The sequence below is a fragment of the Streptomyces sp. NPDC059534 genome (genome assembly GCF_042743475.1).
GTDB lineage: Bacteria > Actinomycetota > Actinomycetes > Streptomycetales > Streptomycetaceae > Streptomyces.
The window spans coordinates 164,168-179,577 of the sequence record NZ_JBHWAQ010000008.1; the positions used below are offsets into that span (position 1 = coordinate 164,168).

The following is a 15,410-nucleotide window of genomic DNA, read 5'->3' on the forward strand; positions in this document are numbered from 1 at the left end:
GGTCCGGCCCGCAGGGCGGACGACCGCCGGGAACGCGGCGAGGCGCGGTGCCGGGCGTCGCGAGCCCGGCCTGATCGGCAGGACACCCCCTAGACTCCGTGGCCTCCTGATCCTTCTCCCCCGCTCCACCCGCAGCGAGGACGGTGCACCGTGGATTCCGTGAACGAGCACACCGAGGGCCTGGTCGTCGGCGTCGACTCCGGTGGTTCGGGGCTCAGGATCGCCCTGGCCGACGCGGCGGGCGGCGCGGTGCTCGGCACCGCCGCCTCGCGCGAACCCGTGCGGACCGGCCCCGGCGGGATCTCCGCCGCCCATTTCCTGGACCAGGTCCTGCCGGCCGTCCGCTCCCTCGCGGAACCGCACCGCTCGCGACGGGTGCTCGCCGTCGCCGTGGGCGCCGCGGGGATGGCGACCCTCGGCGAGGAGCTGCGGACCGAGCTGCCGGGTGCGTTCGCCGGAGCGTGGGGGGTACGGCGGCTCGCACTGGCCGCGGACGCCGTCACCGCGTACGCCGGCGCGCTCGGCCAACGCCCCGGCGCGGTCGTCGCGGGCGGGACCGGGATGATCGCGCTCGGTACGGACCTGACGTCCTGGCGACGGGCCGACGGCTGGGGGCACCTCCTCGGCGACTGCGGCAGCGGCGCCTGGATCGGCCGCGCCGGACTCGAGGCGGCGATGCGCGCGTACGACGGGCGGCGGGGCGGCTCCGGGCCCCTGCTGGCCCGGGCCGAGAAGCTGTTCGGCCCCGCGGCGGGACTGCCGGGCGCGCTCTACCCCCGTCCGGACCGGCCCGCGGTGCTCGCCTCCTTCGCCCCCGAGGTGGGGCGGTGCGCCGCGGAGGACCCGGTGGCCGCCGACATCCTCACGCGGGCCGCGCGGCACATCGCCGAGGCCGCCGAGGCCGTGTGTCCGGCCGGGCCCGAAGCCCGGGTGGCACTGACCGGCGGGCTCTTCAGGCTGGGCGACCCCCTGCTCGTACCCCTGCGGGCCGCGCTCGCGGAGCTGGTGCCGCACGCCCGTCCGGTGACCGCCGCCGGGGATCCGCTCGCCGGGGCCGTCGCCCTCGCGACGGGGCTCGCCGACGGCACGCTGCGCCTGCCGGAGGACCCGTCGCTGCTGCGCCTGTTCGGCGGCGAAGCGACCTAGGAAAGGGCGTCGCCCGATCGGGCGACACCCTCGGACCGGGGCATCCGCCCAGGTGGGGGCCGGTGTGCGGGGCCAAGAGGGCCGGGAACGGGCAACGGGACCGGACATAGGGGGGCAGAAGGCGCGCGACCGCACCTCAGCCGACGGCGCCGCGGACGAAACCAGTAGCATGCGGCGCCATGAGCTCCCCCACTGGGCCTGCTTCCGGCCTGCCTGTACGAATGCCTCGACCCCGCCAGTCCGGGCGGCACCGTCGCCCCGAACCCGCGGCGGCGCCCGAGGGCGCTCCCGCACTGGTTCTCGCCGTTCCCGGCGCGCCGTCCGCCGCCATACGCTCGCTGGCCGAAGAGGTCGTGAGCATCGCCCGCTCCGAGCTGCCCGGCCTGGAGGCCGTGATCGGCTACCTGGACGGCGACGACGCCGAGTTCCCCTCGCTGACCGCCACCCTGACGTCGGCCGCCGCGCTGCGCACCCAGCGGTACGAGCTGGCCCTGGCCGCCGGCCGTGAGGTCACCGCCCCGACGGGTCCGGCCGCGGTCGTGGTCCCGCTCCTCGCGGGTCCGGACAGCGCCCACATGCGCCTGGTGCGCCAGGCCGTCATGGACAGCGGCAACACCGCCGAGCTGACCGACGTCCTCGGCCCGCACCCGCTGCTCGCCGAGGCGCTCCACGTGCGTCTCTCCGAGGCGGGTCTGGCCCGTGCCGACCGTGCCCGGCTGTTCACGGTCGCGACGGCCGCCGACGGCATCATCCTGGCCACGGTCGGCGGCGAGGAGGCCGTGCAGGCCGCCGGGATCACCGGCATGCTGCTCGCCGCGCGCCTCGCGGTGCCGGTGATGGCCGCCGCGCTCGACCAGGAGGGCTCGATCGCCTCCATCGCCGAGCAGCTGCGCGTCGCCGGCGCGGAGCAGCTGGCCCTGGCCCCGTACCTGATCGGCCCGGAGCTGGCCGACGGCCTGCTCGACGTGGCGTCGAAGGAGGCCGGCTGCGCCGCCGCCGAGCCGCTGGGCGCCTACCCGGCCATCGGCAAGCTGGTGCTCTCGCAGTACACGGCCGCGCTGGGCATCCCGTCGCAGCAGCAGGGCCCGTCGCTGTAGCCGCCCGACGCGCTCCGTCGCGTCGCGCCCGGAAAGGGCCCGCACCGGATTCCCGGTGCGGGCCCTTCCGTGTGTCCGGCCGCGGCCGGTGCGCGCGGGCGCGTCAGCCGAAGACGACGCAGGAGGCGGCGGGCGCCTCGATCGCACCCGCGCGGGCCGGGACTCCGGTCTCGGGGTCGAGGGTGAACCAGGTGACGTCGCCGGAGCGCTCGTTGGCCGCGTACAGGCGCCGGCCGGACGGGTCGAGGGTCAGGTCGCGCGGCCAGCTGCCGCCGCAGGGCACGGTGGCGACCAGGGTGGCGGCGCCGCCGTCCGGGTCGAGGGCGAGCACGGCGAGGGTGTCGTCACCGCGCACCGCGGCCCACAGGAATCGGCCGTCGGGGGCGACGACGACCTCGGAGGGGTAGCTGGGGCCGGTGGCGCCCTCGGGGACGACGCGGGTCTCGCCGAGGGGTTCGAGCACCCCCTCCGCCGCGTCCCACCGGCAGACGGTGAGGGTCGGCTGCAGCTCGTTCAGGACGTACGCGTGCGTGCCGGCCGGGTGGAACGCGAGGTGGCGCGGGCCGCTGCCAGGACGCAGCGGGGTCTCGCCGTGGAGGGTGAGCGAGCCCGTCGCGGGGTCGAGGGCGCAGATCCGTACGGAGTCGGTGCCGAGGTCCACGCTGACGACCCAGCCGCCGCTGGGGTCGGGAAGCACCTGGTGGGCGTGCGGGCCACGCTGGCGTTCGGCGACGGGGCCGCTGCCCCGGTGCGACAGGACCGCCGTGGCCGGGCGTGCGGTGCCGTCCTCGGCCAGGGGCAGGGCGGTGACACTGCCGGAGGTGTAGTTGGCGGTGAGCAGATGGCCGGCGGCGAGCGCGAGGTGCGTGGGTGCCGCGCCGCCGACCGGGACGGGCGGGCCGAGCGGCCGGGGTGCGGGGCCGGTGACGTCGAAGGCGGCGACGGCCCCGTTCTCGGTCTCGGACACGGCGTGCAACACGGGTCCGGCGAGGGCGAGGAACGAGGGGTCGGGGACGGCGTCACTCGCTCCGGTCACGGTCAGCGCGCCCGTCTCCTCGTCCACCTCCGCGGCGAGCACCCCGCGCCCGCCGCCGGACGTGAACGATCCGATGTACGCGCGCGCGCCGCCTCGTACCGCCTCTGTGCCGCCCATGGCGCCTCCCCTGTACCGGAGCCGGTCGTGGTCGACCGGCCGTCGTCGTCCGTCGGGCCGACGGTAGCAGGCGGTCTAGACCAACTCGGGTGCGGTGGCGCCGGGCGCCCGGGGCCGGTCGAGGGCGGCCGGGGCCGGGCGCCGGGCAGGGACGGTTCACACCGCCGAGGGCCGGGCAGGGGCGGCTCAGGCCACCGAGGCCGGGCAGCCCGGCTGCCCAGCCACCGGGCGCGGGGCGCCGGCCACCGGGCGCCGGGCGCCGGGCAGAAGCGGACCCGCGCCGCCGATCGCCGGGCCGCCTGCCAGGAGCGGCCCTGGCCAACGGGTACGGGCCGGCGGGCAGGGGTGGCTCAGGCCGCCGGGACGAGCGGGGCGCGCGGGGACGTGCGGAGCGGGGCCGCGAGGTCGACGAGCGCCTGCTCCAGGCCGTGCAGGTGGCCGAGGGCCGTCTCGGCGCCGGGGTGGTGGTGCGGAACGCCGTCGGCGGCGACCTCGGCCCGGACGGGACGGGTCGGGGGGACGAGTGCGTGGACGGCGGCCTCGACACGCCAGGCGGCGGCCGCGAGCCGGGCGTCGTGCGAGGCGTCCGGGTCGGCGGCGACCGCGGCGAGCCCCCTGATCTCCCGCGCGCAGTCGTCGAGCAGCACGAGGACCCGGCGGGCCCGGGCCTTCCGGGCCCGCAGCGGGCTGAGGGGGTGCACCAGCGGTGCCAGCGAGAGCCGGACCTTCCCCAGCAGGACCTCCAGCTCGCCGGCGTGCGGCGCCGGATCCGCGGCGGGGTCGCCCGCGAGCCGCCGCGCGGCGGCCGTGGTGCAGGTGTGCACACAGGTCACGGCCCGCTCGATCCACGCGTTCGTGGCGGCGTGCGTGGTCACCGGCAGCAGGGCCACCCCGATCGCCGCGCCGATCGCGCCGACGGCGGTCTCCTGGAACCGGAGGAACAGCAGCCCGGGGTGCAGGACGCCGAGCAGTCCGTAGAGGAGGCCGGCCATGACGGTGACGAACAGCATCATCCAGCTGTACGACAGCGGGGCGGTGTAGAAGATCCCGAAGACGCACACCGCGACGAGGAGGGCGGTCGGGGCGGGCGCGCCGCCGAGCGGAACGGCGATCAGGAAGCCCGCGGCGATGCCGGTGACGGTGCCGAGGACGCGGCGGAAGCCCCGTACGAGCGTCTCGCCGCGCGAGGCGGTGTTGACGAAGATCCACCAGGCGGTGCCGACGGCCCAGTACCAGCGGTCGTGGGAGATCAGCTGTCCGGCGGCGAGGGCGATGGCGCAGGCCGCGGTGGCCTGGACGGCCTGGCGGGTGGTCGCCCGGGCCAGGCCGGATCCCGGCAGCGGGGCGGGCGCGGCCGGCGGCGGGACGCGGCGCTCGATGCACCAGGCGCCGAAGCGGACGGCGCCGGCGGCGAGCAGTGCCAGGGCCACGGCCGCGTACAGCTCGGGGAGCTGGGCGGGGAGGGCGTGCAGGAACTGGGTCACGAAGAACTGCATGAAGGCGAAGATGCCGAGGGCGTGGCCGCGGGGTCCCCAGCGGCGGGCGTACACGCCGGCGAAGACGACGAGCAGCCAGGCCGTGTCGCGCGCGAGCGGCGCGTCGTGCAGGAAGGTCGCGAGGGCGAGTACGGGGAAGCCGACCGTCGGCAGCAGCGCAGTGGTGACGGCCTGCCGGCGCACCGTGGGGTCGCCGACGGTGAAGAGGGCGAGCAGCGCGGCGAGGCCGGCGGTGATCGAGGCGACGAGGGACAGGCCGAACAGCTCGGCCAGGGCGACCGCGAGCGCGATGGCGAGGACGGCGCGGAGCGAGACCCTGAGCCGGACGAGCCCCGGATCCGGGGCCATGAAGTACTTCTGCACGGCGGCCAATCCCGCCCCCCTTGATCTGTTCCTCGGCGCGCGGAGGCTCCCCTGGGGTGGTGGGGGCTCGGACACGACGAAAGCACCGCGGGCCGGTCCGGCCTCGTCGCCGGACGGCGCTGCGCGGCGCCGAAGGTGTGTGATGGCTACAAGGATAGACAGAAGGGGGTACGGCGGCTCAACCGACGGACAAGGGAGTGGACCATTGGCCCAGTGCCACAGCCGAGTGAGTGACCAGGCGGAGCCATTGGCCCACGCCGCCGGGCCCGGGTCGGCGACGACGCGCTGAGCCCTCCCCGCGCGCGCCCCGCCCACCGGGCGCCGGCGGAACCTTCCGGGTCCCCTTCGGGTGCCGCCTCGGCCGGTGAGTCCGGTGTTCCGGGGGTCAGCTGCCGTCCTGGTCGGCGTCGAGCCAGCCCAGCCGTGCCGCACGGAAGCCCAGCTGCATGCGGTTGTGCACCCTCGCGGTGTCCATCATCTGGCTGAGCCGTCGCTGCACCGTCCGCAGGGAGGTGCGCAGCTGGGTGGCGATCGCCTGGTCGGTGAGGCCGGTCAGCGAGAGGCTGAGGATCTGTGCACCCAGATCATCGACGGCGGGCGCGTCCCGCAAGGCACCCGCGGAGGTGACGAACGGCGTCGCCTTCTCCCATGCGGACTCGAACAGTGCGATCAGCGCGTCGAGGAGGCTGCACTCGTGCACCAGCAGGGCCCCCTCCTTCGCGGCATTGGCGGAACCGAGCAGCGGAACGATGGCCAGCTCGCGGTCCACGATGAAGAGTTTCAGCGGCACTGATTCGGCGATCCGGACCATTTCTCCGGCGGCCCGCGCCTGGATGATCTCGTCGAACGACGGCGCTCCTTCGTCGAGCATCGAGCGTTCGACCATCACGCGGTAACGGACGCCTCGCTCGATGACCGCTTCGTCGGTCATGTTGCCGGACGAGAAGAAGGGCGCTTTGACGAAGTTCATGACTTCTTTCCGTGCGCCGAGTTGCATGTGTCCGATGCGCTCACGGACGGCCTCCGTGCCGTGGATCACGTCCACGACCTCCGTTGCGCCGCGCCCGAGAGTGACCGCGCGGTAGATCTCGTCGAGGGAGTCGAGTTCGAGTTGCGCCCGATCGAGCTCGTTCTGCCGCTGGATCAGGGGCGCCCGCAGGGCCGCTGCCGGTGGGGCGGCGACGAACCGAGTGGCGTCGCCGAGGCTGCGCGCGACGAGTCCCCGGTCTTCGAGCCTGCCGAGGATGCGCGACACCTGAAGGATGTCGCAGCCGACGAGTTCGGCGAGCGCGGTGGGCGTGACGGAGGCCACCGAGACCAGAACGCGATAGCTGTCCGCCTCTTCGGGGCTGAGTCCCAGCACGTCTGACAGCATGATGCCTCTCCGTCTGTCCGCCGGCACTCCGGCCTGACGTCTGTGCCGTGGAAGGAGCTCGGCGGCCTCCCCTGTCACCAGGGCGAGGCCACCGGAATGCGGATCCGGGTACGAAGGACGAGAGGCACGGCCGGTGCGAGGCTCGTCCCTCGCCCCGGCCGTGCTCCCTCAGGAGCGGTTCGCCTCAGCGCAGTCGGTACGCCTGGGAAATCGTCTGCTTGACGTTGTTCCCCGCGCTGTCGGTCGCGGTGATCCGCAGTGCGACTCCTCCGCGAGCCTGGTCACGCTTCGGATGCTTGATGCGCGCGGTGAAGGTGTTCTTCCCGTCGGCCTCGGTGATCACCGGCTGCCAGGTCTTGCCGCCGTCGAAGCTGGCCTCCGCCCGCAACTCGGTCACGGTCGGTGGCGTGCTCAGCCGGTCCTGGTAGTAGCCGGTGACGGTGATGGGGTGAAGCGCGTTGGCCTTGGCCGTGTTGTCCAGGCCCAGGCCCAGGTCGTACCGCAGGAAGATGAGCGGCTCCGGACGGCACGGTCCGGGTTCCTTGACGACGACGTCCGCGACGCACGGCTGTGACGTCGGGGTGTCGGACTCGGCCGGTCGCTCGGAGGTGTACTCCCAGGCGGTCTTGACCCCGTTGGTCTCCGCCTGGAACGTGTAGCGGGCCGATTCCGCCGGCAGGTCGTACGAGATGACGTCGGCCTTGCACCCGACCAGTGCGAGCATCGCCACCGCTGCCGCCGCCGCCAGGTTCGCCTTCCGGCGCCAGTTCGATGGCTGGGCCGGGTTCATCGGAGCAGTCCCCTTTCCCATTTCGGTCATCACCGTCCGCTTCCTGACATCGGGGCCGACGCGTTGCCGGGCTCGCCGAGCTCGAAGACGAACTCGACCGGGTTGAGGTGTTGCGGGAGTTCGTCGCCGGCGGCGTCGAAGAGGCTCACCTTGCAGGCAGGGGGCTCACATGCCTGGATCCCGTAGATCAGATGGGCGATACCCGTGTCGTTGAGCATGCCCATCATGGCCTGGCGGCCGCCACCGCCGCTGGTCTGGTACAGGGTGGGCCAGAACCGGTCGCCCTCCCGGCAGCCGGCGCACGGCAGGCCGGTGTCGGCGGTGAAGCCCGACTTGGTGCGCACCTGGGGCACCGCGCCGGGAAGGGACGGTCCCGCGTTCCAGGCGATCGTGTTCCTCGTGCGGAGGGCCAGGTCCCGGGTTTCGCCCGGGCCCGACGGACTGGCCACCGACGGCGCGCGGTAGTCCCTGACGGACATCTCGAAGCGGTCGATCGCGTCGGCGTTCCGCGGTCCGACCAGTGTGGTGAACTGCCGCTGGCTGTCCGGCTTCGGCAGCATGCTCTCCTCCGTGACCGGGCCGGAGCTCGTCATCCGGTTCCAGCTGAAGTGGGGAATCGCACCCGGCCGGTCGGCGTGGAAGCGGTGGTCGACGCGGTCGAGATCCCGGGACCGGACCTGGTACGGCAGGTTGCCGGGAACCCGACCGGCGGAGTCGAAGGCCAGAGCGTACGCCTTGGACACCTCGCGGGTGCCGCCGAGTTCGATCCGGACGCCGGACTTCCCTCCGCCCTCGATCCGCCGGATCAGCGTGGTGGCCTGGGCCGGGGGTACGGTCACGATCGGCAGCGCCGCGTAGGGGTCGACCGGCGGGCAGCTGTCGGGACCGGTCCCGCACTTGTACTGCCGGAACGACTCGTACTTCAGCAGGGCGACCCGATCGGTCTCTCCGGTCACCAGCACCCCGACCGCGCCCGCGGCGGCGGCCGCCGCCACTCGCTCGCGCAGTGCGGTGAAGTCGCAGGTCGTCCCGCAGATGTCGGTCGGCTTCAGCAGCACCAGCGCACCCTTGGCATCGGCCTTGGCGAGCTCCCCGGCCGAGCCGGTGCCCGCGTAGACGACGGTCTTCCTCCCCTCGACGGGCAGTCGGGGAATCTTCGACCGCACGAGCGTGGACACGGGCTTGCCGTCCTCGGTCCACCGCTGGTTTCCGCCGTTGATGGTGGTGTCCGGTGTCGCGTAGCGGGCGTCCAGGCCGAACGAGTCGCCGTTCCCCGTGACCGTCATCGTCACCGACGGCGGTACGAGGACGTGCCGGCTGAAGAAGTCGAGCGTGCCGAGGCTGACCTCACCGGTGGTCGGCAGCGCCCACCACGTCGGCTCACCGGGCCCGTACTCGGCGCTCAGCGACGCCGTGATCCCCCAGCCTCCGTCCACGGAACTCCGCTGGGTCTTGAAGAGCGCCTGGTAGGTCTCGGTCGGCTCCGGGGTGTTCACCCTGATGGGCTTGACCTTCCGCAGGTCGAGCTCCACCATGGTCGCCCCGGTGACGTTCACCTCCGGCACCATCGGTGCGGCCATGTGCTTCTCGCCGGCCGCGTCCCGCCACGTCACCCCGAGGGCCGCCGTGACCGTGCCAGCGAAGACCCGCGCCCGGATCGTCTCGCCGCCCGGTACCGTCAGCGGCTTCTCGTACAGCTTCAGCTTGTCCTCGTCGACCGGGACGATCAGCGCGCTGCCGTACGAGACGTCGACGGCGCCGGCCGGAGGAATGATCTTGATGTTCAGGTCGTGGCGGATCGGCTCCACGAAGGTCGAGATCCGGGTCGATCCGAGCAGCGTCCCCGCGGTGTCCCTGGCGGTCAGGGCGCCGGCGTAGGCGCCGTACTGCCCGGAGGCGTCCACGGCCCGGCCGTCCATGGCCACCGTCACCTCGGCCGAGCCCTTGGCGGGCACGGTCACCTGGTCGGCGCCGAGGGTGAAGAGCCCCTCCGGTGCGGGCTTGCCCGCGGAGGAGGCCGAGGCGGAGAGCGTGAGCGTGACCGGCTCGGCGGTCCAGTTGTCGTAGGTGACCGTCCTGGACACCGTGGAGTGCGGGTATTCCGCCCGGCCGAAGTTCAGGTTTCCGTCGGGGGTGATCCTCGGGTCGATCGCGCGGGCCACGTCCACCCGGCCGGCGCCCTGCGCGTCCACGTCGTGCCCGAGCTCCTTGGACGTCGCCATCAGCAGCGACTTGATCTGCCGCCCGGTGAAGTCCGGGTGCTGCTGGGCGATGATGGCCGCCGCACCGGTCATGTGGGGCGTGGCCATGGACGTGCCGCTGGCGGACGTGTAGAAGTCGCCCACGGGCTTGCCCATCTTGGAGCCCTTGGCGCGGGCCGCGACGATGGCGACGCCCGGCGCCGCGATGTCCGGCTTGGCCGCGCCGTCGCCGATGCGGGGTCCGCGGCTGGAGAAGGGGGCCATCCGGTCGCTCTTGTCCACGGCGGCGACGGTCAGCGCGTCGTCGGCGGCGCCCGGCGACCCGACCGTCCCGGAGTCCGGGCCGGCGTTGCCCGCGGCGATGACGAACAGGGTGCCGTAGGTGCGGCTGAGCCTGTTGACCGTCGCGCTCAGCAGGTCCGTTCCGTCGGAGGGCTGGCCGCCGAGGCTCATGTTCACCACGTCGGCGCCTGACTTGGCGGCCCACTCCATGCCGGCGATGACCGCGTCACCGGGGCACGTGCCGTCGTCGCCGCACACCTTGCCGATGGCGAGCTTCGCACCCGGCGCCACACCGCGGCGCAGCCCGTCGGATGCCTTGCCGGTACCGGCGATCGTGGACGCCACATGCGTACCGTGTCCGTGTCCGTCCACCGGACCGCTCGGGCTGCCGGTGAAGTCGACCGCCTCACTGATCTGCCCGACGAGATCGGGGTGGGTGGCGTCGATGCCGCTGTCCAGCACCACGACCTTCACGTTCGCACCGTCGAAGCCGGCTGCCCAGGCGGCGGGCGCGCCGATCTGCGGTACGGACTGCTCGAGCTGCAGCTTCGTCAGCTCGTTCAGCCACACCTTCCCCACCCCGGTCAGCGGGCCGGTCGCCCGGGAGGCGGCAGACGTGCCGGTGCCGCTCTTCCGCACCTCGCGCCACCACTGGCCGTCGCCCTTGATGCTCATCGAGCGGGCGTTGATGCCCGGCAGGACGGCCTTGGCGGTCGTACCGGTCGGCGGCGCCACCGTCCGGGCAGTGGCCTTGCCGATGTACGTGGCGATCACCGGGACCTCGCCGGTCGTGCCCTCGGCCGTCCAGTCGGCCAGCTTGGCGACGTTGAAGAGCTCCCAGTCCAGCAGGTCGGCACGGAGCAGCGGCAACGCGTCGTCCGGTACGACGTAGACCTGGTCGTCCCTGGTGACGCTGTGGAAGATCACCGACTCGTTCCCGGGCCGCGGCGCGGGCACGATCTCACGGACGACCGGCTTCCGGTCCTCGGTGATGCCGATCTGCACCGTGTCACCGGTCACCAGCGTCAGCGACAGGTTCGCCCGATTTCCGGCGGCAGCCTTGAGAAGGCTGCCGCCGACCGAATCCGGCAGGTTCAGGGAAGCAAGGGAAGTCGGAGCCGGAGTGGGGGTGGAGACACCCGCCGCGGTGCTCGACATGACCGTCCCGAGGACGGTGATGCCGGCGGCCGCGGCGGCCAGCCGTCGCCCGAATTTCCTCATCGCGCGGCCTCCTGGGATCTCGTTCTTCCTGGTTCTCCGTGAAAATGGCACGGGGGATGCATGAGCGTCTCCTACTCATCGCGAGAAAGAAGTACGAAAGTAATTTCGCGGCTCTGCGCAGGTCGAGGCAACCCATGGGGAGTGGCGGATTCGCTCCATGTCACAAACCCGCCACGACAATCGACCGGAGGTCCGACGGAGGAACGCCAAAGTGCTTGCGGCCAGCGAAAACTGACGGTCCGGATACGTCAGTCCCATTCGATGGATCTGTCGAATTCGGCAATACAGAGGAACGGAAAGGAATTCGATTTCCGATACAACGGGGTGTGCCCCTGACACAAGGGCGTTCCTTGTGCCAGGGGTATGTTCAGGAATGGGCTGCCAGGAAAGGGCTGCCGTGAAGGTCAGCGAACGGCGTATGCCTTGATCAGGGTCTGCTCGAACGTGCTGCCCTTGGTGTCCTGTGCCTTGACGCGCAGGGACACGTAGCCCGAATCCGGGTTGCTCACGGACACCTTGTAGCTGCCGTCGCTCTTGCTCCTGACCGTGGCGGGCTGCCAGGTGGCACCGTCGTCGGCGGACGCCTCCACCTCGACCCCGTCGATGTCCGGGGTGGCACCGTTCTGGAGGACGAAGGCCAGGTCGAAGTGGTAGGTCCTGCCGCCCTTGGCGGTGTTCTCCGCGTCCAGGTCCAGGTCGTACCTCGGCCAGAGCAGCGCCAGGTCCTCCTTGCCGCTCACCGGCCGGGCGGACGCGAACGTCCACGCGGTGCCGGCCTTCGTGGACAGCGGGAACCACGCCGGGTGCTCGGTGTCCATGGTGATCCGGTAGGTCGCCGGGTCAGGGCTGACCGGCAGCGTCGTGAGCGTGAACCAGCCCTGCTCCCTGAGGAGTCTGCCGTCCTGGTACAGCCGCACCGTCGACTTGGTGCCGTTGTCGCCCTGGAAGTAGGCGTAGTGTCCGGGCTGGCTGTCGCCCATCTCCATCATGTTGAGGGTGACCTTGTCACCCTCGCGGAACGCCAGGGTGCTCTCCGGTCCGGACGGGCCGTTCACCGCACCCAGCCAGGTCTCCTCGCGCTGCTCACCCGGGGTGTAGTGGCGGATGAGGTCCCTCATGCTGGTGACGATGTCCTTGCGGTCCGGGTAGACCGTGTGCCACCACCCCATGTCCTTCATCGTCGGCCACTTGCTGCCGGTGGAGTACCACTCCTCCCGGTCCACCGGCGCGTCGTGGAAGTCCACGAGCTGGGTGATGAAGGATTCTCCCGGGCGGATCGCCGAGGTGGTGTCGCCGATCAGAGTGCCCTTGGTGCTGCGGTAGTGGGACTTCACCACGGCCGAGTTCTCCGCGGTGACCGCGTCGGTGGGGTCGGCCGGAATGCCACCGGGAACCATCAGCGCGATGTTGTACACGGAGGGGTTCTTCTTGATGCCCTGCAGGTCGATCCGCGGGGTACCGTCGGCCATCCGGCCGAAGAGCACCGCGCCCTCGTCCTGGGTGAGGCTCCAGGCCGGGATGGCCGTACCGGTGACGCGCGGCACGATAGTGGCGTAGACGCCGGGCCGGTCGTTGACGATGATCGCCGCCTTCGCACCGGCACCGGCCACAGCGGCGATCTGGTCGACGACCTTCCGGGTGGCATCGCGGGTGACGACCGCCAGCTTGCCGTCGAGGTCCTTGCCGGCCAGATCCTCCGGCCGTCCCACGCCGGCGTCGACCGCCTGGAGCGTGGTGGAGCCGTACAACCGGGCCGCATAGGTCACCGGCTTGAGCGGAAGCGCGCCTCCCTGCCCGGCATAGGACGCCCGGATCACCGGCGAGTACCTGCGGTCCTGGAAGTCGAACTCGAAGGTGCCGTCCGTCACCGGCGCGGTGGGCACCACATAGGGCTTCGAGAACAGGCTCGACGTCCCCTTCATGTAGTCGACCCCTCTCTTGCCGGGGAGCTGCTGGCGGTACCCGAGCTTGAACTGGCTCGACTGCGACTCCTTGGGCGTCGCGACCTTGACCTCCTTGCCCATCCGGGCGTCCATCGTGATCGTCCGGGCCGCCTTCAGATCCACCACGGGCTCACCGGCAAGGGTGTGGCTCAGGATCTGGCCCGTGGCCTTGTCCTTCGTGTACACCAGGCCCATGACGGAGTAGCGGCCCTGCGGCACCGCGACGGTCTTGGTTCCGCCCTGGGGGAAGACCTCGCGGATGACGCCGTTGTCCAGGTCGAACACCACGAGTTCACCGGTCGCCGGGTCTCCGTTGCGGTCGATCGTGTGGAGGGTGAGGTCGACGGTGGGCACGTCCTTCGTGGCGCCGACGGTGGTGCGGATCGCGGTGCCGTCGGGCGCGGTCGCGGTGATGACACCGGTGTAGTCGCCCACGGCGCCGAGCTCGGGGCGGTAGGTCACCGTCACGTCGGCGGTGGAGTTCGCCGGGACCGTCACGCTGTTGGCGCTGAGCGTGAACATGCCGTCCGGCGGGGGCGCCGTCTCTCCGGCGCTGAACAGGCGGAGCGACAGGGTGGTGTCCGCCGCGGAGGTGTTGACGTAGGTGATCGTCTTGGTGACCGGCGCGCTCTCGGCCGACCTCTTGCCCATGCTGATGACGGCGGGGCTGGCGTAGGTCGTGGCGGCGATCGCCTTGGGCACGTCGACGCGGCCGTTACCGCCCTGGTAGGCGTTGTACGGGCCCTGCTTGGCGGTGCTGATGAGCACCTGCTTGAGCCGGTCGGCGGACCAGTCGGGGTGGCGCTGGACAAGGATCGCCGCGGCGCCCGACACGTGCGGGGTGGCCATCGAGGTGCCGTTGGCCGAGGTGTAGTGGGCGTCGACCGGGGTGCCCATCGTGGTGCCGGCGGCGCGCGCGGCGACGATGCCCACGCCCGGAGCGGTGATCTCCGGCTTGACCGCGAAGGTCTCCTTGACCGGGCCGCGGCTGGAGAAGCCCGCGAGCTGGTCCTGCTTGCTCACCGCGCCGACGGTCAGTGCGTCCTCCGCGGCACCGGGCGAGCCCACGGTCCCCTTGCCCGGGCCGTCGTTGCCGGCCGCGATGACGAACAGCGACCCGGAGGACGCGGTGAGCTGGTTGACGGCCTGGCTGATCGGGTCGGTGCCGTCGCTGGGGACCGAACCGCCCAGGCTCATGCTGATGACGTCCGCGCCCTGGGCCGCGGCCCACTCCATGCCGCCGATGACCCCCGACTCGGAGCCCGAACCGGCCGTGTTGAGGACCTTGCCGATGTACAGGTCGGCGCCCGGCGCCACACCCTTGAGCCTGCCGCCCGACGCGGCACCCGAGCCGGCGATCGTCGAGGCGACGTGGGTGCCGTGACCGTGGTGGTCGACCGCGTCGGGGTCGTCGGTGAAGTTCTGCGCCTTCTTCACCCGCCCCGCCACATCGGGGTGGTCGGGATCGATGCCGGTGTCGAGGATGGCCACCTTGGTGCCGGTGCCGTCGTAGCCGGCCGCCCACGCGTCCGGGGCGCCGATCTGCGGCACACTCTGGTCCAGAGTGACGCGCACCGGCTTGTCGAGCCAGAGCTTCTTGATGCCGTCGGCGAGCTTCGGTGCCTTGGTCGCGGCGGCGGTGTCGTCGTCGACCGCCTCCCAGAACGTCGCCGCCCTCTTCTTGCCGGCGTGCAGCGCCACCGCGTTGGCGCTCGGCAGCTCGTCCTTCTTCACCGAACCGGCCGGCGCGGCCTGCTCGAGCGCCTTGCCGGCCTTGCCGGGCGCGCCCGCGTAGGTCGCGATCAGGGGTACGGCGGGGTGGTGCGCGTCGTCGTAGCCGTACTCGACGAGCTTGGTGACGTTGAACAGCTCGCGGTCGAGCTCGTTCGCGGCGAGGTAGGGCTGTGCCTTGTCCGGGATGACATAGACCTCGTCGCCCACCTTCATGGTGGTGAACGCCGCCGGGGTGCCGTCGGCAGCGGGCTCGACCGTCGCCGCCTGCAGGCCGCTCGCGTGACGTTCCAGCGTCACCACTTCGCCGGTGACGAGGGTGAGCCTGTGCGTGGCGACAACCGGGCTGTTCTGCTGCGGCTGGGCGGCCTGGGCCGCCGGCTTCTCGGCTGCGCTGGCGACCGGAAGGGCGGTGAGTGTTCCGGCCACACAGGCCGCGGTGAGAACCCCCAGGGCCGTCCGCACGGGACGGCGTGTCAGCCGGTAGGCTATGGGGGTGGTGGGGTCGGCCGAAGACCTGTTGGGTCCAGCCGGTTGTGACGGTCTCATTAAGGCGATGACCTTCTCTGAGGGTGTAAAAGGGCGCACGACAGCCACGCGGTCACGGGAATG

At 72.2% G+C, this 15,410-nt stretch carries 8 protein-coding genes; 2 read left to right on the forward strand and 6 right to left on the reverse strand.

Annotated elements, in window-relative coordinates:
* The first annotated feature begins 150 nt into the window (after positions 1-150).
* A complete protein-coding gene (locus tag ACFVZH_RS12915; RefSeq protein WP_384896196.1) occupies positions 151-1,146 on the forward strand; it encodes an N-acetylglucosamine kinase in 996 nt (331 codons plus the stop codon).
* A gap of 179 nt (positions 1,147-1,325) precedes the next feature.
* Positions 1,326-2,243 (forward strand): sirohydrochlorin chelatase, encoded by a 918-nt coding sequence (locus ACFVZH_RS12920; protein WP_384896198.1) that lies wholly within the window; start codon positions 1,326-1,328, stop codon positions 2,241-2,243.
* 103 nt (positions 2,244-2,346) lie between these two features.
* Here the strand turns inward: ACFVZH_RS12920 and ACFVZH_RS12925 are convergent, their stop codons facing one another.
* The 6 genes from ACFVZH_RS12925 to ACFVZH_RS12950 form a co-directional block, all read right to left on the reverse strand.
* A complete protein-coding gene (locus ACFVZH_RS12925; RefSeq protein ID WP_384896200.1) occupies positions 2,347-3,396 on the reverse strand; it encodes a lactonase family protein in 1,050 nt (349 codons plus the stop codon).
* 350 nt (positions 3,397-3,746) lie between these two features.
* Complete coding sequence (locus tag ACFVZH_RS12930) at positions 3,747-5,240, reverse strand: FUSC family protein (RefSeq protein ID WP_384896402.1); 1,494 nt, start codon at positions 5,238-5,240, stop codon at positions 3,747-3,749.
* A gap of 400 nt (positions 5,241-5,640) precedes the next feature.
* Positions 5,641-6,630, reverse strand: coding sequence for a helix-turn-helix domain-containing protein (locus tag ACFVZH_RS12935; protein ID WP_384896202.1), 990 nt, complete (start codon positions 6,628-6,630; stop codon positions 5,641-5,643).
* Positions 6,631-6,814: 184 nt separating this feature from the next.
* The gene (locus ACFVZH_RS12940) at positions 6,815-7,450 is read right to left on the reverse strand and encodes a hypothetical protein (protein WP_384896204.1); all 636 of its coding nucleotides are present in this window, start codon (positions 7,448-7,450) and stop codon (positions 6,815-6,817) included.
* Positions 7,450-11,124: a S8 family serine peptidase gene (locus ACFVZH_RS12945; RefSeq protein WP_384896206.1), complete on the reverse strand. Its 3,675-nt coding sequence runs from the start codon at positions 11,122-11,124 to the stop codon at positions 7,450-7,452. Before ACFVZH_RS12945 ends, ACFVZH_RS12940 begins: the two co-directional genes overlap by 1 nt.
* A 404-nt stretch (positions 11,125-11,528) precedes the next feature.
* Positions 11,529-15,227, reverse strand: coding sequence for a S8 family serine peptidase (locus ACFVZH_RS12950; protein WP_384896208.1), 3,699 nt, complete (start codon positions 15,225-15,227; stop codon positions 11,529-11,531).
* Between the last annotated feature and the right edge of the window lie 183 nt (positions 15,228-15,410).